The 25,447-nt window shown below is 35.0% G+C and carries 19 protein-coding genes; 10 read left to right on the top strand and 9 right to left on the bottom strand.

Features of this window, described 5'->3' with window-relative positions; all coding sequences use genetic code 11:
• Positions 1–39: 39 nt before the first annotated feature.
• Both ACEN2I_RS18090 and ACEN2I_RS18095 read right to left on the bottom strand, forming a co-directional pair.
• Positions 40–294: a hypothetical protein gene (locus ACEN2I_RS18090; RefSeq protein WP_441767504.1), complete on the bottom strand. Its 255-nt coding sequence runs from the start codon at positions 292–294 to the stop codon at positions 40–42.
• Positions 295–440: 146 nt separating this feature from the next.
• Positions 441–896, bottom strand: a complete 456-nt coding sequence (locus ACEN2I_RS18095) for an Lrp/AsnC family transcriptional regulator (protein ID WP_441767505.1) — start codon at positions 894–896, stop codon at positions 441–443.
• A gap of 374 nt (positions 897–1,270) precedes the next feature.
• Here ACEN2I_RS18095 and ACEN2I_RS18100 point away from each other — a divergent pair, with 374 nt between their 5' ends.
• Complete coding sequence (locus ACEN2I_RS18100; RefSeq protein ID WP_441767506.1) at positions 1,271–2,473, top strand: aminotransferase class I/II-fold pyridoxal phosphate-dependent enzyme; 1,203 nt, start codon at positions 1,271–1,273, stop codon at positions 2,471–2,473.
• Between the two features lie 182 nt (positions 2,474–2,655).
• Here the strand turns inward: ACEN2I_RS18100 and ACEN2I_RS18105 are convergent, their stop codons facing one another.
• Positions 2,656–3,747, bottom strand: coding sequence for a DUF695 domain-containing protein (locus ACEN2I_RS18105; RefSeq protein ID WP_441767507.1), 1,092 nt, complete (start codon positions 3,745–3,747; stop codon positions 2,656–2,658).
• Positions 3,748–3,898: 151 nt separating this feature from the next.
• Complete coding sequence (locus ACEN2I_RS18110) at positions 3,899–5,830, bottom strand: amino acid permease (RefSeq protein ID WP_441767508.1); 1,932 nt, start codon at positions 5,828–5,830, stop codon at positions 3,899–3,901.
• 287 nt (positions 5,831–6,117) lie between these two features.
• On the opposite strand from ACEN2I_RS18110, the gene gndA reads away from it, so the two are divergent.
• From gndA to ACEN2I_RS18135, 5 genes are all read left to right on the top strand, one after another.
• Positions 6,118–7,524: an NADP-dependent phosphogluconate dehydrogenase gene (gndA, locus tag ACEN2I_RS18115; protein WP_441767509.1), complete on the top strand. Its 1,407-nt coding sequence runs from the start codon at positions 6,118–6,120 to the stop codon at positions 7,522–7,524.
• 39 nt (positions 7,525–7,563) lie between these two features.
• Entirely contained in the window at positions 7,564–9,075 is a 1,512-nt protein-coding gene (gene zwf / locus ACEN2I_RS18120; RefSeq protein WP_441767510.1) for a glucose-6-phosphate dehydrogenase, read from the top strand.
• 5 nt (positions 9,076–9,080) lie between these two features.
• Positions 9,081–9,800, top strand: a complete 720-nt coding sequence (gene pgl / locus ACEN2I_RS18125; RefSeq protein ID WP_441767511.1) for a 6-phosphogluconolactonase — start codon at positions 9,081–9,083, stop codon at positions 9,798–9,800.
• Between the two features lie 140 nt (positions 9,801–9,940).
• Positions 9,941–11,098, top strand: coding sequence for a Gfo/Idh/MocA family protein (locus ACEN2I_RS18130; protein ID WP_441767512.1), 1,158 nt, complete (start codon positions 9,941–9,943; stop codon positions 11,096–11,098).
• Between the two features lie 427 nt (positions 11,099–11,525).
• A complete protein-coding gene (locus ACEN2I_RS18135; protein WP_441767513.1) occupies positions 11,526–12,680 on the top strand; it encodes a Gfo/Idh/MocA family protein in 1,155 nt (384 codons plus the stop codon).
• Positions 12,681–12,815: 135 nt separating this feature from the next.
• Here ACEN2I_RS18135 and ACEN2I_RS18140 read toward each other — a convergent pair whose 3' ends face one another.
• Positions 12,816–15,722 (bottom strand): FAD-binding and (Fe-S)-binding domain-containing protein, encoded by a 2,907-nt coding sequence (locus ACEN2I_RS18140; protein WP_441767514.1) that lies wholly within the window; start codon positions 15,720–15,722, stop codon positions 12,816–12,818.
• A 481-nt stretch (positions 15,723–16,203) separates the two neighbouring features.
• Here ACEN2I_RS18140 and ACEN2I_RS18145 point away from each other — a divergent pair, with 481 nt between their 5' ends.
• Both ACEN2I_RS18145 and ACEN2I_RS18150 read left to right on the top strand, forming a co-directional pair.
• A complete protein-coding gene (locus ACEN2I_RS18145; RefSeq protein WP_441767515.1) occupies positions 16,204–17,040 on the top strand; it encodes a sulfite exporter TauE/SafE family protein in 837 nt (278 codons plus the stop codon).
• Between the two features lie 4 nt (positions 17,041–17,044).
• A complete protein-coding gene (locus tag ACEN2I_RS18150; protein ID WP_441767516.1) occupies positions 17,045–17,434 on the top strand; it encodes a DUF1634 domain-containing protein in 390 nt (129 codons plus the stop codon).
• Positions 17,435–17,461: 27 nt separating this feature from the next.
• Here the strand turns inward: ACEN2I_RS18150 and ACEN2I_RS18155 are convergent, their stop codons facing one another.
• Positions 17,462–18,313, bottom strand: coding sequence for a protein-glutamine glutaminase family protein (locus tag ACEN2I_RS18155; protein ID WP_441767517.1), 852 nt, complete (start codon positions 18,311–18,313; stop codon positions 17,462–17,464).
• Positions 18,314–18,873: 560 nt separating this feature from the next.
• Between ACEN2I_RS18155 and ACEN2I_RS18160 the strand changes: the two genes are divergently transcribed.
• Entirely contained in the window at positions 18,874–21,252 is a 2,379-nt protein-coding gene (locus ACEN2I_RS18160; RefSeq protein WP_441767518.1) for a TonB-dependent siderophore receptor, read from the top strand.
• A gap of 262 nt (positions 21,253–21,514) precedes the next feature.
• Here the strand turns inward: ACEN2I_RS18160 and ACEN2I_RS18165 are convergent, their stop codons facing one another.
• From ACEN2I_RS18165 to ACEN2I_RS18175, 3 genes are all read right to left on the bottom strand, one after another.
• On the bottom strand, positions 21,515–21,736 hold the full coding sequence (locus ACEN2I_RS18165; protein ID WP_441767519.1) for a hypothetical protein: 222 nt from the start codon (positions 21,734–21,736) through the stop codon (positions 21,515–21,517).
• Positions 21,737–22,033: 297 nt separating this feature from the next.
• Positions 22,034–22,225, bottom strand: a complete 192-nt coding sequence (locus tag ACEN2I_RS18170; protein ID WP_441767520.1) for a hypothetical protein — start codon at positions 22,223–22,225, stop codon at positions 22,034–22,036.
• A gap of 164 nt (positions 22,226–22,389) precedes the next feature.
• A complete protein-coding gene (locus ACEN2I_RS18175; protein ID WP_441767521.1) occupies positions 22,390–23,424 on the bottom strand; it encodes an AI-2E family transporter in 1,035 nt (344 codons plus the stop codon).
• Positions 23,425–23,977: 553 nt separating this feature from the next.
• Here ACEN2I_RS18175 and ACEN2I_RS18180 point away from each other — a divergent pair.
• On the top strand, positions 23,978–25,225 hold the full coding sequence (locus tag ACEN2I_RS18180) for a DUF2254 domain-containing protein (RefSeq protein ID WP_441767522.1): 1,248 nt from the start codon (positions 23,978–23,980) through the stop codon (positions 25,223–25,225).
• Positions 25,226–25,447: the final 222 nt, after the last annotated feature.

Below are 25,447 nucleotides of genomic sequence, written 5' to 3' on the forward strand. Positions count from 1 at the left end.
AGGCTTTATTTGAATTGCAGTATCCCAAATTTTGAAGATTTAAATCGAAAAAAGAGGTTTTTTCACAGCCTGACGTTGTTCTGCTTCTTCCCAAGAACTTGCTTCTTTTTCATTTGAAAGATATTTTTCTCTTTCTTCAGCAACTAAATCATAATGAGAATCGGAAACAATTGATTTCTTTTCGTCATGGTTTATAGCATCAAAAACACTTTCTAGAATTTCTAATTTAGAATCATCTTCAATGAACTTTCCAAAATCCTTTATAAGCTTACGTCTTAATTCTTTTGTTTCCATTATCGTTGCATTTTAAATCAAATTTAATTCTTTTTGGTTTATAAATTTAACCTCAAAGTTTTATTTTTTAATCTCGCAATCCCGATAGCTATCGCGAATGCGAGATTATCCTAAAAACTTTTGACCCTTTGTTCCTCTGAACCTTCCTAAAAAATCACCGTCGAATTCTTTACCTCACTAATCATAAAAGTACTTTGTGTGCTACCTATGTGTTGCAAAGTAGTGAGTTTGGTTACTAAAAATTCTCTGTAAGCTTCCATATCTTTTACCAAAACTTTCAGGATATAATCGTAGTCACCGCTTACGTGATGACATTCTAAAACTTCGTTGAGTTTGATGACTTCGCTTTCGAATTTGGTTAGGAACTCTTTGGTGTGCTGAATGAGTTTTAAATGACAAAAAACCACAAAACCTTTTTCGATTTTAGTTTTATCGACTAATGCTACGTAGTTTTTTATGATTCCTTCTCGCTCTAACTTTTTAATGCGCTCGTAAACTGCTGTTACGGATAAATTAAGTTTTAAAGACAATTCTTTATTTGTTTTTTTACTGTCGGTTTGCAGTAAAACCAAGAGTTTTTTATCGGTGGCGTCTAAAGTCATTTTAGTTGATGGTTTTTGGTTAATAGTTGACAGTTTATTGAAGCGAAAGAAAATCTATTGAATTATATTTTTTGTTTCAAATTTAGAATAATAATCACAAAAAATCCATTTTAATAGTTTTAAAATCTAATTATTCACTTTATAGTTGACTAATTTTCTAATTATCTCTTATTTTGAATAGTATTTCTTTTGAAAACTAGAGCATAGCCCTGATAGAAGTGGAAATCCTTTTGTGCCGGAGGTTGGCACAAAAGATTGAAACGGATAGCAGGAAATAGCTCCTAAAAATTAACACTAGATTCAAACAACTTGAAACCTGACACGAGGCTTTAGCTAAACTGGCGAAGCAAACTTGAAACAAAAAAACCAACTATATGAAAAGCTTTAACCCAGCGGACAAAATTCAGGATTTGCAGTACTTTGGTGAATTTGGCGGCGTAAATCCGTCAATTTCTGACTCTTCGACCTATACTTTTCTTTCAGCAAAAACTATGTTTGATACTTTTGAAGGAAATATGGAAGGCTGTTATTTGTATTCGCGCCATTCGTCGCCTAGTAATTTGTATTTGGATCAGGCTTTGGCAGCGATGGAAGGAACGGAAACAGCAAATGTTTCTGCTTCGGGAATGGGAGCGATTACGCCCACTCTACTGCAACTTTGCGGTGCTGGCGATCATATTGTTTCGAGCCGAACGATTTATGGCGGCACTTACGCTTTCTTAAAAAACTTCACACCACGATTTGGAATTGAAACGAGTTTTGTAGACATTACTAAACTCGATATTGTTGAAGCGGCAATTACCCCTAAAACGAAAGTTTTGTACTGTGAAACCGTAAGCAACCCTTTATTGGAAGTGGCCGATATTGCTGGTTTGGCTCAAATTGCAAAAAAACATAATTTAAAACTGGTCGTCGATAATACGTTTTCGCCATTATCAGTTTCTCCTGCAAAATTAGGCGCTGATATTGTAATTCACAGTTTAACGAAATACATTAACGGAAGCAGTGATACAGTTGGAGGTGTTACTTGCGCATCGGCAGCATTTATCAATTCGCTGAAAAATGTAAACTCAGGAGCAAGCATGCTTTTGGGACCAACAATGGATAGTTTACGCTCTGCCAGTGTGATGAAAAATTTGAGAACACTTCATATCCGAATCAAACAACATAGTTATAATGCTCAATTTTTAGCTGAAAAATTTGAAAAAGACGGTTTAAAAACGGTTTATCCGGGATTAAAAAGTCACCCGAGTCATGAGCTATATAAAACGATGATTAATCAGGAATATGGTTATGGCGGCATGATGACGATTGATGTTGGAACTTTGGCAAAAGCCAATGAATTAATGGAATTGATGCAGTCCAGAAATTTAGGGTATTTGGCAGTAAGCTTAGGATTCTACAAGACTCTATTTAGTGCTCCGGGAACTTCTACTTCTAGTGAGATTCCGTTGGAGGAGCAAAAAGAAATGGGTTTAACGGATGGACTTATTCGCTTTTCTATTGGGTTGGATAATGATATTCAGCGTACTTATGAGATGATGAAGGACTGTATGGTGGAATTAGGGATTTTATAGGTTTATTTTGCAGAGAATCTATAAGTTTTATCGGAACAGTTTGCCGTTTCAACATAAGGAGAAATAAGATGATGTAACCATAAAGTACGTGATCTTTGAATGCGATCTCTCCTTATGCTGAAAGGACAAGGCAATGAACAAAAAATCCATTCTGATACTATTTTCAGAACTGCTTTTAGTTTTTAATTATGCTCAAGATGTTTGAAGGACTGCCAATATTTATCTTTATATATTTCGTAACTTATTTCAAACTGATTATACTTCTTAATAATTTTATCTAAAACTTTGGGTGGTTTTCTAAATTCTTTACAGGCAAAATAGATTTCTCGATTACCCGAACTTGTTTCTCTTCCTATATTTAAATAACCATCCAAATCTTTAAGATCAAGCATTATTTCATCTTCAATCTCGTTCAATAATTGATAGGTTTCACCATCTGGCATTCCATTATTATTACTCCCATCAAATGGAATTTCAATACTTAAAACCCATGGATGGGAGGCTTTTTTATCCCAGTCTAAAATATCGCTATTAACTATAGCTAAAACAATTTCTCCTTCTTTTGTTTTTGCTTCGAGGCTTGAATAATTATCATTTTCCGTATCATGCCTTAGACCTTCGTATTTTTCAACAAATTCTTTTTCTCTCCAAATTAAATACTCTTTTAATTTTTCAATCGGAATCAATTCTTGAGAAACGTTCTCATTTCCTATTACTTTCAGATTATCGATTAAAGTAACTGAATGTAATTCTCCCAAAAAGTTATCTAAAAAAATATAAACTCCATTTGTAACTGTAGATTTTTTACCTTCCTCAAAATCACCATAAACAACAGTTAAGTCAATTTCATCGGGATAACTTTTATGCAAATTGGGATAAAACTTTAGATTATCCGAATTAAATTCAAAGTTCTCGTATGTAATACTAACATCTTCACTATCTGATGCTGGCTTTAATGATGTAAATTTCCACCCTTTAATTTTTGGGGCATTATTCACTAATTCTTCAATAACATAGATATTTCTAATTTCTCCGTCTGGTGTCAGAATCAATTCTGCAGTTTCATCATTAAACATTCCTGTAAGGAAATAAATCCCATCATGAATTTCTTTTAATTTTGGCGCCAGTTTATCAAAGAAACCCTGATGTATATTTTCTCCAATTTCAACAATTTTAAAAAACTCTTTTTCGTGTTTTAGAAACCAATTCCAGAAGTCGCTGTAAGATTGACTAGGAAAGTCTTTTTTGCTCAGTAAATTTTTAAGGAAACTCATTTATAAACAATATTAAATTAAAATTTATAAGTGGTAAACTTAAAGAAAAACTTTTAAAATTATACGAATATATCTACAGAAATAAAACAAAAAAAGCCATTCTGATAGATTTCAGAACGGCTTTTACATATAACTTTTTGAGTTTTAACTTCTAATCTGAAGGCAAGTTTAGCTTACTATTTTTTCGGCTGTAGCCAAAGTAAATTGAGAGTCCGATTAATAACCAGATGGTGAAATAAATCCAGTTCCAAACACTTAATTCTGCCATCATGTACAGACAGCAAATAAGTCCTAAAAGTGGAATTAAAGATAGATTTTGTCTAAATGACCAAACTGCTAATCCAACCAAAACGAAAAGGAAAATCCACATTGGAATTTTATGTTTGAATAAGCTAAAACCTGATTCGTATTTTAATGAATCACTGATTGGCAATCCTTTTACGACGGCAGCATACTTTGTATCATCATCTTGATATTGGCTCAATAAATCTTCTAAATCAGATGTTTTAGCAGTTTTACTATGAATGTCGATACTTTCTAAATAATTGAAAACTTTTGTTGATTCTTCTTTGTTTAAAGAGGTAATAATAGCTGTCGCATCATTTAATTTTGCCTCGTTGTTAATAAAGCTCATTGTAGCCTTATTATTGAAAGCAAATGCATAATACAATCCTGCAATCATTAAAACTGGTAAAATATATTTTGAATTTAAATAAGGTGTTTTGAATTTTCCTCTTGGAATTCCCGGTTTATTTTGCAGTACTAAAACACCTGCACAAACCAGAACAAAGGCGAATAAAGTACCTATACTGCATAAATCTGTTACCATTGTGAGGTTCAAAAACAAAGCAGGAACTGCAACCACAAAACCGGTTACAATTGTCGCAAAAGAGGGCGTTTTGTATTTTGGATGTACAGTTGCAAATTTCTTTGGCAATAAACCGTCACGGCTCATACTCATCCAGATACGTGGCTGCCCCATTTGAAAAACCAATAAAACACTCGCCATTGCAATTACAGCACTTACAGCGATAATTCCTGACATCCATTTTAAATTTAGTTTTTCGAAAACAAATGCTAAAGGGTCTCCAACATTTAGTTCATTATAACTTACCATTCCGGTTAAAACCAAGGCAATAGCAATATACAAAATCGTACAAATAATAATCGCCCACATCATCCCGCGTGGTAAATCGCGTTGTGGATTTTTACATTCTTCAGCTGTTGTAGAAATTGCGTCAAATCCAATATAAGCAAAGAAAACAGCTGAAACTCCTTTTAAAACACCGCTAACACCATTTGGTACAAACGGATCCCAATTGGCTGTATCAACATAAAAAACTCCAACCGCAATTACCAAAAGTACAATACAAAGTTTTACCACTACCATTAAGTTACTCGCATTACGAGACTCTTTCATTCCTCTGTAAACCAAAGCCGTAATTAAAACGATGATGAATAAGGCTGGTAAATCAGCCACAAAATGAAAAGATCCAATTGTTGGCGAGGTTGTCCAGGCCATATAAGCTGCCTGCAGTCCTGAATCTAATTTTTCAAAAGATTTTCCGCCCTGCATCAAAGCCATCGCATCTTTAAAGCCATTTGAAGCGGTTAAATAATCCATCTGAATCCATTGTGGCAAACGAATACCCCCACTCTGAAGAAGTCCCGTAAAATAATCACTCCAGGATATGGCGACCGTTATATTTCCAATAGCATATTCCATAATCAACGCCCAGCCAATTATCCAGGCGATCAATTCACCAAAAGCAACATAAGAATAAGTATAAGCACTTCCTGATACCGGAACCATAGAAGCAAATTCTGCGTAGGCAAAAGCAGCAAAGCTACAGGCCAATGCTGTAAATAAAAACAAGAAAATAACAGCTGGTCCACCATCAGCACTTGCCTTTCCAATTGTACTGAAAATCCCGGCACCAACAATAGCTGCAATTCCAAACGCAGTCAAATCTCTTGCAGTCAAATGCTTTCCTAATGCATTATGACCATCTGCTTCGTTTTTTTCAACTTGTTTTAGAATATCTTGTACAGTTTTTTTTCGAAATAAACTTGAAAATGCCATATATGATTTTGGTGTTATAAATTAATATATTTCAGACTTTACGCTTTTATTTTACAAATAATGCAATTTAAATCTTGAAATCAAAAATATAAAATGATTTTGTTTTCTCTTTAGAAATTCAAATAAAAATAAAGTCTGGCTCTATATTTAAAGATTTTTCTTTCCAACAGGATTTTTATGGGCAACTTCCGTGGGCAATATATTAGCCATGCCTTCAAAATCATCATTAATACTTAATAATATAAATTTTAAACCTTAATTTTGTAGTTCTAAAAAAAACACAACAAATGGCAAATATCAATTCTGAAAAATATAAATTAGGAATGATTGGATTAGGCACAATGGGCCGAAACTTATTATTAAATATGGCAGACAAAGGTTTTTCTGTTACCGGTTATGATAAAGACCAAAAAATGATTACTAAACTCGAAGAAGAAGGTAAAAATCATAATTTAGAAGGTTTTAATAATATTGAAAATTTTATTGACAGCTTACAGACTCCTCGTACTTTAATTTTATTAGTTCCTGCCGGACCAATTGTTGATAGTGTTATTGCAGAATTAAAGCCACTTTTAAGCAAAGGAGATATTATTATTGATAGTGGAAATTCACACTTTAGCGATACCAACAGAAGAGTTGCTGAACTGGAAAATGATGGTTTGCATTTCTTTGGAATGGGAATTTCCGGTGGTGAAGAAGGCGCTCGTTTTGGACCTAGTATGATGCCGGGCGGAGATAAAAATGCTTACAATGTTATGAAAGATATTTTTGAAGCGATTGCTGCAAAAGTAAATGGAGATCCATGTGTTACCTATATCGGACGAGGAGCATCAGGACATTTTGTAAAAATGGTTCACAACGGAATTGAATACGCCATCATGCAATTACTTGCGGAATCGTACAGTATCCTGAAAAATGGTTTAGGCTATTCTAACCAAGAAATTCATACCGTATTTAAAAAATGGAATGAAGGAAAATTGCAATCTTTTTTATTAGAAATCACTACCGATATTTTCCCAGTTAAAGATACCGAAACGTCAAACGATCTTTTGGATATGATTAAAGATGAAGCAAGATCTAAGGGTACCGGAAAATGGACTTCTGAAGTTTCAATGGAACTGCAATTACCGGTTCCAACAATTAATGAAGCAGTAACTAATCGTGATTTATCAAAATACAAATCATTGCGTGTTTCTTTAGGAGAGGCTTTTCCGAAAAACGATGCTAAAATTAATATTACTGTTGATGATTTAGAAAACGCATTCTATTTCTCGATGATTTCGGCTTATGCTCAAGGTTTGCATTTGCTTGTGCAGGCTTCTAAAGAATACAAATACGAATTGAAATTACAAGAAATTGCTAAAATTTGGCGTGGTGGATGTATCATTAGAGCTAAATTTTTAGAAGATATTTATCAGGCTTACGATAAAAACAATTCATTAGAGCATTTATTTGGAGATGCCGGTATTCAGGAAATAATTAAATCAGTTTTGACTGGAACTCGTAAAACAGTTGCTGCTTGTGTTAGCAACGGCGTTGGTATTCCTGCTTTTGCCTCAACATTGACTTATTTTGACACGATTACCAGTGCTAAAATGCCTTCGAATTTAATTCAGGCTCAGCGCGATTTCTTTGGTGCACATACTTTTGAACGTATTGACAAAGAAGGCGTTTTTCATGCCGATTGGAATTAACCACCGAACCTAATTTAATACACGAATATCACAACAAAGATGAAAACGAAAGCCAAGTTAAACCCCACTATTTTTGTAATATTTGGAGGAACAGGTGATTTAAATAAACGAAAATTAGCGCCCGCTCTTTATAACTTATTTATCGAAGGTTATATGCCTGATAAATTTGCTATAATTGGTACCGGAAGAACAGAATATACCGATCAAGGCTATAAAGATGCCCTTGAAGATGCCGTTTGCTCTTTTTCCCGTACTGGAAAAGTGAAGGAGAAATGGGATCGTTTTGGAAATACGTTACATTATTGTGCCACTGATTTTGCAAAGCCTAAAACTTTTGAAAATTTAAAAATTGCTATCGACAAGTACCAGCAGGAATACGGAAAAGATACACAGGTAATTTATTATTTGGCTGTAGCACCCCATTTTTTCCCTATAATTGCTGAAAGCCTTAAAAAATATAAATTAACTGAAGACGAAGACAATAGTCGTATTGTTATTGAAAAACCTTTTGGTTATGATTTAGAATCTGCAAAAGAACTAAATACGTTGTTAAGTACTATTTTTACCGAAAAACAAATTTATCGTATTGATCATTATCTGGGTAAAGAAGCTGTTCAAAACATGATGGCTTTTCGTTTTGCCAATGCGATGTTTGAGCCTTTATGGAACAGACAATATATTGATCACGTGCAAATTTCTGTAACCGAACAATTGGGAGTTCAAGATCGAGGCGGTTATTATGAAGGAGCCGGTGCGTTAAGAGATATGATTCAGAATCACCTTTTACAACTGCTTTGTCTGGTTGGAATGGAAGCGCCTACATCTTTTGAAGCTACTGAAATTAGAAACCGAAAAGTGGAAGTTTTAAAAGCAGTTCGCCCTTTCTCTGCTGAAGATATTCGTTTCAATACCGTTCGGGGGCAATATAGCAAAGGTTGGATTGAAGGAAACGAAGTACTTGGTTATCGCCAAGAAAAAAGCGTTGACCCTGAATCTAATACAGAAACTTTTGCTGCAGCTAAATTCCATATTGATAACTGGAGATGGCAGGGAGTTCCTTTTTATTTAAGAACAGGAAAACGTTTGAACCAAACTTCGTCTTTAATTACGATTCAGTTTAAAGATGTTCCGCATCAGATTTTCTCAGGAAGTGCCATCGAAAATTGGCAGCAAAATCGCCTGATAATCAGCATTCAGCCTGAGATGAGTATTCGTATGCAAGTACAGGCGAAAAGACCTGGATTAGATATCATTTTAAATCCAGTCGATATGATTTTTGACTATAAAGGCACTTATGAAAACGATAGCCCGGAAGCCTACGAAACCTTGCTTTTGGATGCCATTATGGGTGATCAAACTTTATTTATGCGTGGCGATCAGGTAGAAGCGGCCTGGGAATTAGTAATGCCAATCTTAAACTCATGGGAAGGCAAAAAATCAATTAGTTTTCCTAATTATCCCGCGGATAGCTGGGGACCCGAAAAAGCAGAAGCTTTGATTGCCAGAGATGGTTTTCACTGGTTTAACCTTCCTTTAAAAGAAAAAGAATAAAAAACATGGAAATACTGGTATATAAAACGACAGAAGAGTTAAATCATGATTTAGCCGATTACGTAGTTGAAATTGCTAAAAAAGCAATCGAAAAAAGAAACCAATTCAATTTTGTTCTGACTGGAGGTAATTCGCCAAAAGCACTTTACCGCTTATTAGCAACAGAATACAAAAACGAAATGGACTGGAGTAAAGTATTTTTCTTTTTTGGGGATGAACGTAATGTTCTTTCAACCGATGAAAATTATAATGGTTTAATGGCTAAAAAATCCTTTTTTGATGTTTTAGAAACTCCGGAAAATCAAATATTTTATGTAAACACAACGCTCTCACCACAAGAAGCTGCTGCCGATTACAAAAAAAGAATTGATCATCATTTTGAAGATAAAGAAATTATTTTTGACCTGATTTTATTAGGCATGGGAGACGACGCACATACAGCTTCTATCTTCCCGCATACCGATTTAGTTGATAATACCGAAGCTACAGTGGCATCAGTTTTTGTTAAAAAATTAAACACATATCGTATTAGTTTAACAGCTCCACTGATTAACAAAGCATCAAATGTTGCATTTTTAGTTTTTGGAGAAAATAAAGCCGAAGCACTGAAACATGTAATAAAGGATGAGCAAAAAGAGGTAAATAATTATCCTTCACAGTTAATTAATCCTATTGATGGAAAATTAACCTGGTTTACCGATGAAGCAGCTGCTCAATTACTTTAATTCAATTTTTAAAATAATTTTCAATCCCTAATTCATCCGATTTATGAATTAGGGATTTTTTTTAGTAAGTCCATAATGTAACATTTCTTCAAAATAACTTACTAACAAATAAGTATTTTATTTCATTTAAAGTAAACTATATGGACAAAATTTCAAGACGAACGTTTGTGAATAAATTTGGCGTTGGCGTTGGTGCCTCGGTTATTATGACTACACTTCCTTCTTTTTTATCTCTATCTGAAGTTAGTAAAATAGCTTACACCGGAAAAAAATTAAATATCGCCTTATGCGGACTTGGCAATTATGCCTCAATGCTGGCAGAAGGAATTGAGGTTTCTGAATATTGCCAGCTTGCAGGAATCGTTACAGGTACTCCTGAAAAAGCTGAAAAATGGAAAAAGAAATACAACATTCCTGAAAACAACATTTACAATTATCAAAACTTCGACGAAATCATCAAAAATAAAGATATCGACTTAGTCTATGTTGTGCTTCCCAATGGATTACATAAAGAATTTGTTATACGGGCTGCAAAAGCCGGCAAACATGTAATTACCGAAAAACCAATGGCTATTACGGTCAAAGACTGCGAAGAAATGATTAAAGCGTGCAACGATAATAAGGTACAATTGGCAATTGGTTATCGCTTGCATTATGAACCGACTCATTTAGAAATTAAACGATTGGGACAAGAAAAAGTTTTAGGGCAAGTCCGATTTATAGAAGCTTCTCTGGGGTATCAAATACATGATCCTCGTGACACAAAAAGCACTGTTAATCTAAAGGATCGCAACGAATGGAGACTGAACAAAAAATTATCCGGCGGAGGTCCCTTAATGGATCTAGGAGTCTATTGTATTCAGGCCAGTCGTTATATTTTGGGTGAAGAACCAATTGCCGTTACGGCACAATTTGGCGCTATCTACAACAAACAAATTTTTTCTGAAACTGAAGAAAGCATTTCATGGCAAATGGAATTTCCAAGCGGTGCGGTCTCAAATTGTAATACTACTGTCAATTACAATATTGACAGATTGTATGCTGCCGCCGATGAAGGTTATTTTGAATTAAGTCCGGCTTTGAGTTACGGACCCTTTGAAGGAAAATCATCTAACGGACCATTGAAATTTCCTGTAATCAACCAACAGCAAACACAAATGGATGAAATTGCAAAAGTATTGCTAGCAAACAAAAAACTGCCAAACCACATTACAGGAGAAGAAGGACTGAAAGATATTAAAATCATAAATGCCATATACAAAGCTGCTGAAAACGGCAAGAAAGTCTCGTTAAAATAATTTTTAGAATGCTGACGACAGGAATCTATACCGATTGATGCTGGTTTTTTGTTTTACGCAGATTTATTTATTCGGCTAGCTAAAAAAAGATCTATTTAAATCTGCGTGAAAAATTTAGCCACAGATACAAAATAAAATGATTAAAAAAGCCTCGACAATCATAAACCCCTCTCATCTACGTTCCATCTTCCTTTCAAATACACCTCAATATTTTCTCACCAATCAGAAAAATTCTCATAAATTTTTGATTCAAACCTTAATAAGAAATCTTGCTTATTTTTTTACATTTGTTACATTATGATAAATGTAAACAACACACTCTAATATATAATTATTTATTAATGAGTATTTTACAAAAACCACCACTGTACTATTTCTAAAAAAACCAGTCTATTAATAAACCACTATTACTATAAAATCAAACCACATGGAAAAAATTTCAAGACGATCATTTGTAAATAAATTTGGTACTGGCGTTGGAGCCTCTGTGATCATAACGACACTGCCTTCTTTTCTAACGGTATCCGATCCTGACAAAATACCGTATACCGGAAAAAAATTAAATGTAGCACTTTGCGGCTTGGGAATTTACGCCAAAAAGGTTGCACAAGGCCTGGAAGTTTCTGAATACTGTACGATTGCCGGAATAGTTACAGGTACTCCCGAAAAAGCGACCAAATGGAAAGTGCAATACAATATTCCTGACAAGAACATCTATAATTACCAAAATTTTGATGAGATCGTCAACAACAAGGATATTGACTTAGTTTATGTGATACTGCCAAACAGCATGCATAAGGACTTTGTTGTTCGTTCTGCAAAAGCCGGCAAACATGTCATTACCGAAAAACCTATGGCAATTACGGTCAAAGAATGTGAGGAAATGATTAAAGCCTGTAACGATAATAAGGTACAATTGGCCGTTGGCTACCGCCTTCATTATGAACCAACACATATGGAAATTAAACGATTGGGACAAGAGAAAGTTTTTGGGCAAGTACGCTATATAGAAACGTCACTCGGATATAAAACTTATGATACGATTGCCAAAAAACCTGTCGATATAAATGACCCCAGCGTATGGAGGTTAAATAAAAAATTATCTGGCGGAGGTCCGTTAATGGATTTAGGAATTTATTGCATTCAGGCAAGCCGCTATATTTTAGGCGAAGAACCAATTGCTGTAACCGCTCAATTTGGAACTGTAAATGACAAAAACAGATTTTCAGAAACAGAAGAAAGTATTTCGTGGCAAATGGAATTCCCAAGCGGTGCGATGGCAAATTGCAATTCTTCTGTTGGCTATTATATTGACCGAATTTATGCCTCTGCAGACGAGGGTAATTTTCAATTAAGCCCCTCTTTAAGCTATGGCCCGTATGAAGGAAAAACATCAAAAGGTCCTTTAAAATTCCCTGAAATCAACCAGCAGCAAACACAAATGGATGAAATTGCGAAAGTACTTCTGGAGAATAAAAAACTGCCAAATCATATTACCGGAGAAGAAGGCCTGAAAGATATTAAAGTCATAAATGCCATATACAAAGCTGCTAAAACTGGTAAGAAAATCTCGTTGAAATAATTTTTGAACACAGATTTAACGAATTGATGCTGGTTTTTCTCTTTAATCAGCGTCAATTTTTTCACACAGATTTTTCAATAGTGCTATACATATAGATTTGCACACTTGCATAAACCGTACTTTACTATTAGACCTTTACTTCAAACAACTTCTCAATATACTTACCGGATGCTGTGCTTGCCTGTTTGTTCCATCAAAAATCTGATGACGGCAGCTCGTTCCTGCTGCTGCTATTTTTACATTTTCGGCCGTGTTTCGTACTTTTGGAAATAAAGTATCCTCGCCCATTTGCATGCTCACCTGATAATGTTCTTTTTCATAACCAAAAGATCCCGCCATTCCGCAACAACCCGAATTATAAATGGTAACTGTATTATTTTTTGGAAGATTCAGCATAGCGAAAGTTGCTTCAACAGAACTCAAAGATTTCTGATGACAGTGTCCGTGAATCTTAATTTCTTTTATCCCTTCGGAAAATGAATCAGGCGTTATTTTACCATCAATAATTTCTTTTTTAAAGAATTCTTCAATCGTAAAAGTATTTCGGGATAATTTATCTGCTTCTTCTTTATCATCTGCCAATCGCAAATATTCATCTCTAAAAGTAAGTATTGCCGACGGTTCAAGACCAACCAAAGGAGCATTTCCTAAAACAAGATCTTTAAAAACGTTTACATTAAGGTTTGCTATTTTCTTGGCTTCTTCTAAAAATCCTTTTGATAAATATGCGCGTCCGCTTTCTTCATGGTCGATAACCAAAACCTGATACCCTAAATTGGTCAATAATTCAAAAGCATCGATTCCAATATTTACATCATAATAATTGGTGAATTCATCTACAAACAAGTATAATCTTCCATTTGGAAAATCGGTGACCGTAAGTTTATGATTTTCATGCCATTTTCTGAAAGTCTTTTTCGCCAAAAGAGGCACTTGTCTTTCTGGTGCAATTCCCATACCTTTTTTAACAAATGACTGATTCAAAATAAAATTGGTGATTGAAGGAAACAAACTTCCCATCTTATTCAGTTTGGCATTGTGAGCAAAAATTTTATTTCGGGTAGAAAAACCGTTTGCTTTTTGGTATTGGTATAAAAACTCCGCTTTTAAAGTTGCAACGTCCACATTACTCGGACATTCGCTGGCGCAGGCTTTACAGCTCACACACAACTCAAAAACTTCGTATAATTCTTTCTGGTCAAATTTATTTTCTTTTTCAGAATAGGTCAAATATTCACGCAATGCATTGGCTCTCGCACGCGTGGTTTCTTTTTCATTTTTGGTTGCACGGTAACTCGGACACATCGCTCCTCCGGCAGATGGCAATTTTCTACAATCGCCGGAACCATTGCATTTTTCGGCTGCACGCAAAATACCTAAACTGTCTGAGAAATCCTGAAACGTTTTAATATCCGGTTCTACTCTGCCTGAAACCACACGATGGTTTTCATCCATTTTTAAGGCATTAACAATCTTTCCAATATTTAAAACCGAATTTGGGTCAAACGCTAATTTGATTCTTTTCAGCAATTCATAATTGGTTTCGCCAATCATAAACGGAATAAACTCTCCGCGTACAATTCCGTCGCCGTGTTCACCGCTTAATGAGCCTCTGTATTTTTTTACCAAAATCGCAACATCGGTCGCAATGGTTCTAAATAATTTTAAGTCAGACGTTTTCTTCAAATTCAAAACCGGACGCAGATGCAGTTCTCCCGCTCCGGCATGCGCATAATAAATCGCACCTTGTCCGTGACGTAACATCATCGCCGAGAACTCTTCAATATAGGCAGGCAAATCGCTCAACTCAACCGCAGTATCTTCAATAGAATCCGCTGCTTTATCGTCTCCTACTATACTTCCCAAAAGTCCTAGGCCGGCTTTTCTCAGTTCGTTTACTTTCTCGATATCCGCTCCGTAAATTTTTACAAGAGCATAACCAAAATTATTTTTTTCTAAATCAGTAATTAAAGCATTGGCCTGATTTTCGGCATCTTCAGGATCGTTTGAAGCTACTTCAAACATCATAATCGCCTTTGGCTCACCTTGCAAAAAGAATCTGTTTTTTACATGTTCACGATTGGTTTTTGTACAATCCAAAATCGTGTCATCGATCATTTCTGCTGTGTACAAATGATGTTTCATCGCCACCACCACAGACTCCAGTGATTCCTGAATGCTATGGTAATGCGCCACCACCATAATATTATGAGATGGCGGTAAATCGTCTACTTTTAAAGTAATTTCATAAGTAAAAGCCAGCGTTCCTTCACTTCCACACAATAACTTCCCAACGTTAATTGTCGGTTCAGTTCCGCCAAACAAATCGGATTTCAGTAAAATATCAACCGCATAACCCGTATTTCGTCTGTGAATCTCCGGTTTTGGAAACTCTTTTATAATTTCATCCTGCGTTGCTTTTACCGAAAGTTCGTCGTAAAGGCTTTTGTATATTTTATTTTCTAAAGTATCGCCTTTTGTTTTTTCAATAAATTCCGCCGAAGTCAATTCTTTAAAAACCACTTTAGACCCATCACTCAAAATCGCTTTGATCTCCACTATTTTATCGCGCGTCACACCATAGCGAATCGAAGTTGTTCCTGAAGAATTATTCCCCACCATTCCGCCAATCATACAGCGATTTGAGGTCGAAGTATTGGGCCCGAAAAATACACCGTGAGGTTTCAGAAATAAATTCAGCTCATCGCGAATTACGCCGGGCTGAACCGTAACCGTTTTTGCAGTAGGGTCAAAATTCAGGATTTTAGTAAAATTTTTCGAAACATCAACCACAATTCCGTCGCCCACAGTTTGTCCGGCCAAAGAAGTACCGGCCGTTCTGGGTGTAATCGAAATATCATGATGCGCCGCAAACCGAATCAGTTTACTAATATCCGCAATAGTTTTAGGCACGGCAACCGCTTTTGGTTTAATCCGGTATACCGAAGCATCGGTCGAATAAAGCGTTTTATGTAAATCATCATATAAAAGTGTTCCTTCCAACGATGCTGATAATTCTTCTAAATACTTAAGTATTGACATTCTAAATGAATTTTAGGGCATATGTTTTCAACTACAAAAATAGTTTTTTTTAAGGTTCTGAGGTGCAAAGAAACAAAGGTTCAGAGGTTTTTTTGAAATGCGCTTTTTTTAGATAGAATTAGAATTTTATTTTTTGGATTTTATACCCAAATAAAACCCTGAGCGAAGTCGAAGGCTTATGAAGTTTGATTTTTGATACTGACATTGATATTGATTAGGAGCTATTTCCTGCTGTTCCTTCCAATCTTTTGTGCCAAACACCGGCACAAAAGGATTTTCCCTCCCATCAGGGCTAGGACATCAGGTTTCATAAGAAGTTATTTGTTATCTGAATTTTTAAGGCATTTTTAAGAACCAGTCTACCGTATTGATTATCAGTAACTTTAAAACCTAAAACCTCTTTTTAATTATTCGAGGAAATATTAAATACTATAATAGCCAATATGTATTTGTAAATTAGCAGTCAAATAAAAATATAGCAATGACAGTACTTACCTTTACGCTGATTATGATTTTAGGCGCTTTTTTAGCCGGTTTTATAGGTTCTCTATCCGGATTAGGCGGCGGAATCATCATTATCCCTCTTTTGACCGTTATTCTCGGAGTCGATATTCATTATGCAATCGGTGCGGCACTGGTTTCTGTAATTGCTACCTCATCAGGTTCCGCAGCCGCTTATGTCAAAGAAGGTATTACCAACATGCGCCTGGGTATTTTTCTGGAAATTGCCACCACCATCGGAGCTGTCTGCGGAGCGTTGCTTTCTGCCATAGCGCCTACTTCTTTTATTGCCATTTTATTCGGACTCACCCTTATTTTTTCAGGCATTAATTCTCTGCGAAAAAAAGAAGAACATATTGTTTTAGAATCAAGTCCTTTAGCCAAAAAACTTCGTTTGCAAGGCAATTATCCATCTCACGACGGACAATTGATAGCCTACGGAACAAAAAATATCATTGGCGGATTCAGTATGATGGGTATAGCCGGCATGATGTCAGGATTATTAGGAATTGGTTCCGGAGCTTTCAAAGTAATTGCCATGGACAACATTATGTGCATTCCGTTTAAGGTTTCTACCACTACCAGTAATTTTATGATGGGTGTCACTGCAATGGCAAGTTCAGTAATTTACATTCAAAAAGGCTATATCGAACCCGGTATTTGTATGCCTGTCGTAATTGGTGTTTTGTTTGGTGCTATGGCAGGAGCCAAAATACTGGTCAAAACAAATCCAAAAAAACTGCGTATTTTCTTTGCCTGCCTCATTTTTGTACTGGCAATCAACATGATTTATAATGGACTTAACGGAAAAATCTAACAGCATGACACAAGATAAATTTGGAGAAAAAGATTTCCAGACTATAATTGGAAATTTATTGCGCTACGGCGTATGGATTTCATTATCAGTAGCTTTTATTGGAGGCATTGTTTATGTAATGCATCACGGTAATGAAATCGAAAACTACTCGGTATTTAAAGAAAATGACAAAAATATTTTTAAAGTAATCACTTCTATTTATGATGGTGTAATTGAGGGAAATGGGGATTCAATCATATTTTTCGGCATCATACTCCTGTTCCTCACACCAGTATTTCGCGTACTGCTGTCGCTATTTTCTTTTCTACTTGAAAAAGATTACCTCTATGTTGTCATTACCGCAATTGTAATTTGTATTATTATATTGAGTATTTCTTTTGGGTTTTCTCATTAAGTAAGCTGGAAACTATTTTAAAAATCGCTATTTATCCATTACCGAATTCAAAGATCCCAAAGCTTCTTTCCATTTATTGAAATTCGTCAAATAAATTTCTCGGTATTTCGCTATAATGTCCTGATGTCTGGTTTGAAAATCAGTATTCATTTCATCATTCGAATGACGGTCTCTAAAAACAGTTTCAAAATTAAAGACATTCCCGGCCAACATCTTATAATCGTCCACTAAATCCTGATCCCGTCTGGAATTAAGAATCGGTTTTATTTCGGCATCATAAAAAGCCATTGCGGTTTCGTTTACCGCTAATCCTTTGGGAATCCAATTTTGCTCCAAAGCTTCTTCTTGATATTTAAAAAAATCAGTGACGAGTTTATCCGAAAACCATTCGGGTAAATCTATGTTGGGTGGATCTTCTGTTGATAATGCATTCGACTTGCTGTGAAATTGCGAATTCGGAATCGTTGACGAATTATACAAATACCACTCAGAGTCCATGATTAAATAGATGATCTTTCGGGTTTTGAGTTTGGCGAGCCAGGTTCTGTAACGAACTGGGCTTTTAGGAAACAACCCGGGGTCAATAACCATTTTTCGAACTTTATTTCCAATTCGAACTTGTAGTACCGGAGCTACGTGATACCCCCAATCAATTTTTCCGGTTGGCGAGATATTTTTTTTATCGGCAAACGAAATCAATTTAGAACTTGTCATCGAATATACAACTGGTGCAAAAGCCCAAATTTTGGCACATTCGTACCCTTTAGATTCTAGTAACAATTTAATATAATGCGAAATATTATGACAGTTCGCTTGTTGATACCCAAAAGGAAGCCCTGATTTTATGATTTCCGAGAATAACTTAGTGGCTGTATCCAAGTCAAGTACAGAAGCTTTTCTGGGTGTTAAAAGAGGATGCCTTTTGATAATATTTTGATTTTAAATAAATGAATTACAATACTTTATTACTACGTAAAGTTAGCTAATTTGTTGGGGTAGCATTCTTTCTTAATCTAAATTCTAAAGCAACAAGTGGGTTTTAAGAATTCTATAATTATCTCCCTAAAGAATTAATATATTCCAATTTAATTAAAGAATATTATCAATTCTTAAAAAAAAATAAACTCTAAATCAAACAAATTGAATTGTAATTAAACATTCCGTTTTTCTTTCTTCCATGCGTTTTTTTTATGCTTATATATAAAATTTAAAGTGAAACACATTCCTCTGTAAAGCTATTTAGCTGAATTCCTTCAAAAAATTAACTTAACATCAAAATAGTATTATTTTAATTTTATTTAGAATAAGTAAAAATAATTTGGATAAAAAAGTTTTTGACATTACTTTTGCCCATATTAAAAATTAACCCTTACCATAAGATGAACATAAATACCATCAAAAAACTCTTATTTAGTTTACTATTTTTAACCTCACTAAACATGTTAAGTCAGGAGCTTGGAAAAGTAAGCGGAAAAGTAACTTTAAACGGAAATATTCCTGCTGAGAGCATTTCAATAAAGCTTAAAGGAACAAAGTACACAGCTGTTACAAACGCAAATGGGCAGTATGAAATTAAGAATATAAAACCGGCAAGCTACATAATTAGCATAAATTCTGTAGGAATTAAACCACTGGAAGAAAAAATTGAAGTACTGCCCAAACAAACAACTACAAAAAACTTCACACTTTCTGAAAGTCAGGAGGATCTTGATGAAGTTATTATTACCAAAAACAAATACAAACAAAACAAACCCTCTTTATCTTTACGCCTTCAGACTCCGGTATTAGAAATCCCTCAGAATATTCAGATTATTAGTTCTCAAACATTAAAAGATCAGCAAATTACCAGTATGAGCGACGGAGTTATTCGTAACGTGAGTGGTGCTGTTCGTTTAGAGCACTGGGGTGATATGTACACTAATATCTCCATGCGCGGTTCACAAATTCAGGCATTTAGAAATGGCTTCAACGTAGTATCTTCTTTCTGGGGACCACTTACAGAAGACATGAGTTTTGTCGATCACATTGAATTCGTAAAGGGTCCTGCAGGTTTTATGCTTTCAAGCGGTGACCCAAGTGGTCTGTACAATGTGGTAACCAAAAAACCAACCGGAATTACTAAAGGTGAGGCTAGCGTTTTAGCAGGAAGTTTTGACTTTTATCGTGCCAGTATTGACTTAGACGGAAAATTTGATAAAGCCGGTAAATTCCTTTACCGTTTTAATGGTTCCTTTCAAAAAAAGGGATCTCATAGACCTTTTGAACATAATGACCGCTACGTAATAGCTCCTGTTTTTTCTTACCAATTAAGCGATAAAACAAAGGTTACAGTAGAATATAACGGACAGTTTGCTAATACGAGCGAAGTAGGTTCGTATTATGTTTTTAGTTCTGCAAATGAAGGATACGCCACTACACCTGTTGATTTTACTATGACTCAGCCAGGTTTGCCTGATACTAAAATTAATGACCACAGTGGTTATTTAATGTTTGAACACCATTTTAACAGTGATTGGAAATTAACAGCCCAGACTTCCTATTTTAAATATTTAATGGATGGTTACAGCTCCTGGCCAGGAGCGGTTGGCCCCGTAAGTATTGATACTGATGCAAATGGTTCTTTAGATACTGAAGTTTTATCTCAGGGAGAAATTATCAGAAGTGTTAGTATTTGGGATGCAGAAAGCGATATGTTTTTAGGTCAGATTTTCGTGAATGGAAAATTCAATACAGGCTCTGTAAGTCATAAACTTTTAGGTGGTATGGATTTAGGGAGAAAAGATTATATGGCCGATTGGGGACAAACTCATGCATTAGATACTTTAGAAGATCCTTTTAATGTTTTAAATCCTGATTATGGAACACCGGCAAACGGACTGCCAAATTTTGATGAAAGCACACCTTTAAGCCAAAGGGCAGCTGGATTATATGGTCAGCAATTTGCAGCCGGATATGTACAGGATGAATTAGGTTTCTTTGAAAATAAAGTAAGACTAACTTTAGCAGCACGTTATACCTGGATTAAGCAAACCAGCAGTTATAGTGATCCGGCTGCAGATAGCCACATTACGCCTCGCGTAGGATTAAGCTGGTCAGTAACACCTTCTTTGGCTGTTTATGGCGTATACGATCAGACATTCACACCACAGTCCGGAAGAGTGAGACCTACAGAAACTATAAAACCTCTTACAGGTACAAACCGTGAGATAGGTATTAAAAAAGACTGGTTTAATGGTACCTGGAGCACCACCGTTTCTGCTTATAGCATCATTAAACAGAATGAATTGACTACAGACCCTGTTCAACCCGCTGGATCGACAGTTATTTACAGTACAACATTAGGAGAAAAAACAGCTGAAGGTTTTGAAGTTGACTTAAGAGGTAAAATAGTTGATGGTTTAAACATAATTGCTAATTACGCCTTTACGGAATCAAAAGTAACAGAAGCTAATGTCAGCACTTTTAGTGTAGGTGATATCGTTCCTGGATATTCTAAACACGTAGCAAATGCATGGTTAAATTATACTGTTCCTACCGGAATATTAAAAGGTTTCGGTGCATCTATTGGAGGGACTTATCTAGCAGGGCGTCAAACTGATACCTGGAGCGAAGGATTAGAAAAATTACCTGATTATTTTAAATTAGATGGAGGATTGTCATATGAAACAAACAAATTCAAAGTAACGGCTAATATCTTTAATATCTTAGATGAATACTTGTATAGCGGTTCATACTACCAATGGGTTAGTAATGGAGTCTATTACTGGCAAACCGAACCACCAAGAAACTTTAGAGTTGGTGTAACATATAAATTCTAAAAACAATTCTGTTTTATCATACAAAAACCGCCTCAAAGTGCTATTTGAGGCGGTTTTGTATTCAATAAGTTCTGTTATTTTCAGTAGCTGATCCTGCTGTACGCTGTATCTTTTATGCCGAACCCCGGCACAAAAGGATGCAGCTGCCATTAGGGCTAGGGCTATTTGTTTCATTATAAGTTTTGTTGTAAAATAATTGACAAGAAATAGTTACCCAACAATGCCTCATGCAATATTTACAATATCTACTTACAGCACTTTTTTATTTTGATTTGTTGACAGTGTAAATTCCGCCCGCAATTAAAATGATGGCCAGCCCTAAATAAAGATATCCCTGTTCCTTACCGGATTCGTTCGACGCGTCAATTTTTAGTCCTAATAAATTGATTTCTTTTGTATTATCAGCTATTTTGTTGACACCTACATATCCTACACAGAGACTAATAATGATCAGAATTATTCCTATTATTTTTGATGGATTCATGTTTTTTGAATTTAATGGTTTCTCTAATTTAAGAAAAATATTTTTCAATTAGATCATATTATTCATTTTTATCCTAATTGATTAACGAAAATATTGATAATAATTCTATGTTTCTTGTATCGACTAATACTCTGGTCCTACTTAAATTATAAAACCAACTTATAGCATTTGCAATGCGGATAAATTACTATAAAGGTTCTACCATCCCTTTTTTTCTACATTAGCTCTGGTGCTCGATTGCATCGAGTACCTACTTAAATTATGAAGACAAAACAAAGCGTTTGCAACCGGATAATATTACCACAAAGGTTTTACCATTACATTACAAAAAACGCCATTATCTTCTTCATAATTCCTATAACTGCTATTCACAAAATCCCTTTCATGAAAAACGATTTCGGCTTTTACAGGATTGTAATGAATATAATGTATTCGTTGTTCAACTTTTTTTAAAGTATCTAATATAACAGGATGAAAGACGGCGTGCATGAATTCCTGAATACGGAAGCAAAAATCACCTTATCATACCGATCGGAATGATAGCTCTTGATGAAGATTCAGAAAAAAGTCCACACCTGCATTATTAATCACGATACATTCTTACAATAAGCTAAAGTTTAAAATTAGCCTGTGCAGCGAATACTAATATCATCTTACAATTGATCAGGGGATTGTTTATCCACATACAACTTATTGACAACAGTCATGATTATTGCTAGAAAAGGGGTTGCGAGTAAAACACCCCAAAACCCGCAAAGCATCCCCATAGCTACTTGACCGAAAATTATAATAGCTGGAGGAATGTTGACCATTTTTTTTTGTATAAATGGTTGTGTGACGGCACTTTGAACCAGCTGTATGAACGTATACAAGCCAACGACCAACAATGCTGACGTTGAGTCACTCTTCAATGCCAGTAAAAATGCTGGTATCAAAGCTATTACAGGACCAAAGTTAGGTACAAAATTGGATAGACCTGCAAGCAAAGCCAATGTAAGGACCAATGGAATCCCTAGAATCCATAATCCCAAGCCAGTAAGTATGGCGATAAACATAAAGCCGAATAGCTGCCCTTTAATCCAGTTTTTCATCACCTCATGTATTTCCGTTAGTATAGTTTGAGCCATTGATTTGGCTTTAGTGGGCATCAGGTGCAGAAATCCTTTTTTGTAAACGGTAGGGTTAGCAGTAAAAAACAGGCCAAGTAGGGTGATGATATACAAGTCACCTGCAATCCCGAAAGTTGATGAAAAGAATTTTTTCGCCGTGCTGATTGCCTTGCCTGAATAATTGGTATCACTTATAGAATTCAAAATTTTGCCACCGACAGGATATTGCTGCAGCCATTCTTTATAATTTTCGAGTGTTTGCGGGAGTTTGTCAGAAAGTTCGGCGATTTGCTGCTCCAGTCTGGCGCCAATAAACCAGAAAAACAACACAATTAAACCTATGTTCAAAAGGACAGCAATTAAAGTTGATGCTTTCGAAGGTATTTTGAATTTTTTATTCAATATTTTCGCACAGCTATGAAAGTAAGTTGCTATAATTATCCCTGCCAATACAAATAGGAGAACGCTGAATAAATTTTTGAACAGAAGAAGCACTATAAGTATTAATGCTAAAATTCTGCCCACCATCCAAACTTTAATTTTAAAATCTTGAAGTCCATTGTTATCTGTGTTTTCCATAAATATAGATCCTAATTTTTAATTGATTAAATATTTATTTTTAATTCTTAGCGGCTATTTTTTAACCATCACACATCAGATCGTAGTATTTCATATAGTGTCGTAGTTCAGAAAAATTATTGGAGACAATGCTTTATGGTTTAAAACAATACCTGGTGTTGTTTTATTATCTCTGATTCTGAATCTTGTAAAGATGCGAGTCCCTTTGTGCGATACATTATTAAGAATTACCAAGCTCATTTTTCAATGCGCGATGAATTGACTATGCGGATTGTTAAATAAACGTCACCATGATTACTAGATTATAGTTAGTAAATAATTACAGTCAGCTGCTAAAATTATAAATATAGGTTTAGTTATTTATAAATTGTTTAAAATTAAGACATTATTAGCAAAGAGTTCTCCAAAGAGTTATCTTTGATAATGTGCAAATACAAAAAAGCACTTATGGAGATTTAAAAAAAATAGTGAGAGAAACTATTGCCATATTAGTATGTCGGTTGAGGGATATGCCAAAATGTGGGACATCAATAATAATCCCTAATTAAAAAAAATGAATATAGGATTTACTAAATGGATTAGGATTTATTCCAATAAAATCACACAAAGCATTGCTTTTTACCCTGCCTTGATAGCGATGATTTTTTTGCTGGTTTCCTGGGGTATGCTTGAAATTGATTTTTCTGGCTGGGGCAAAGAACTTAAGTCTGGTTTTAGCTGGCTGAGCCTTAAAGATGCCAGTACTGCCCGGTCGATAATTTCCACTGTTGCCGGTGCAATAATTTCTTTAACAGTCTTTAGTTTTTCGATGGTTATGATCGTGTTAAATCAAGCCGCCTCACAAATGAGCAATAGAGTTTTAAGCAGTATGATCGAAAACCGCTTTCAGCAAATAATTTTAGGAATATATATAGGTACAATAGTGTATGCTTTTTTTTTACTAAGTACAATAAGAGATCTTGCAAGCGGAGTAAATATTCCCGCATTGAGCATTTATTTGCTATTATTGCTTACAATTATAGATATCTTTCTCTTTATTTATTTTCTCGATTATGTTACCAGTACAGTTAAATACGAAACTGTTATTGACCGGGTCAGAAATCAGACTATGAGTACGATGAAAAGAGAATTTAAAAGGAAACAAACAGGAGAACATTTGTGGGAGACTTTACCATTTATAGAAATAAAAGCAGATAAGTCAGGTTACTTTCAGAGTTTTAATCAAAGCCAGCTCCTCACTGTAACAAAAGAGAAAGGAATCTTTGTTACTTTCCTTTTTCAATTGTCAAGTTATGTATTAAGTGGTATACCATTCATCAGAGTGTATGCGGAAGCGGGTGTGGAAGTGGACGAAAACACGTTATCTAAAATAAAGACAACCATCGACTTTTTTAATGGACAGCCAATTGATAATAATTCCGACTATGGATTTAGGCAGCTCACAGAAGTAGCCATAAAAGCATTAAGTCCTGGTATTAACGATCCGGGAACAGCAGTAATAAGCCTTCAGGCACTTTCTGATATTTTAGCATATAAATTAAGTCATAACGTATCGCCAATCATAAATGACAGTAACGGTACTTCAAGGATATATTATCCCATTTCATCTTTTGCCGAACTATTCGGTAAGTGTATCGAGCCTATCTGGAATTATGGTAAAGACGATCAATATGTCAGAGAAGAATTGATCCTTATTATCGAGCAGTTAAGTTCACGTGATTTATTACTTGAAAATTCAGACTTATTAAATAATTTCCTAAAAAAAGTCAAGGCTTATAAATCAAAGTCAGAATTTAATTAAGGAGATAAGGTCTGTGTTATTTTAACTATTCTAATTTATGAAAGATATAGATTTGGATATACATACAAATAAAAAGTAGCTTAAAAGTTAAAGAGGATAGTCTGGGCAAAAGAAGATTTTTTGTCCGATGATTTTTTGAAGCAATTAAAAACAGGTGAAAACCTTCTGAATTTTTATCACAACTACAAAAACAGAGGATTAGAAAAAATTATATTATACAAT

This window comes from Flavobacterium sp. W22_SRS_FK3, assembly GCF_052113665.1.
Classification (GTDB): Bacteria; Bacteroidota; Bacteroidia; order Flavobacteriales; family Flavobacteriaceae; genus Flavobacterium.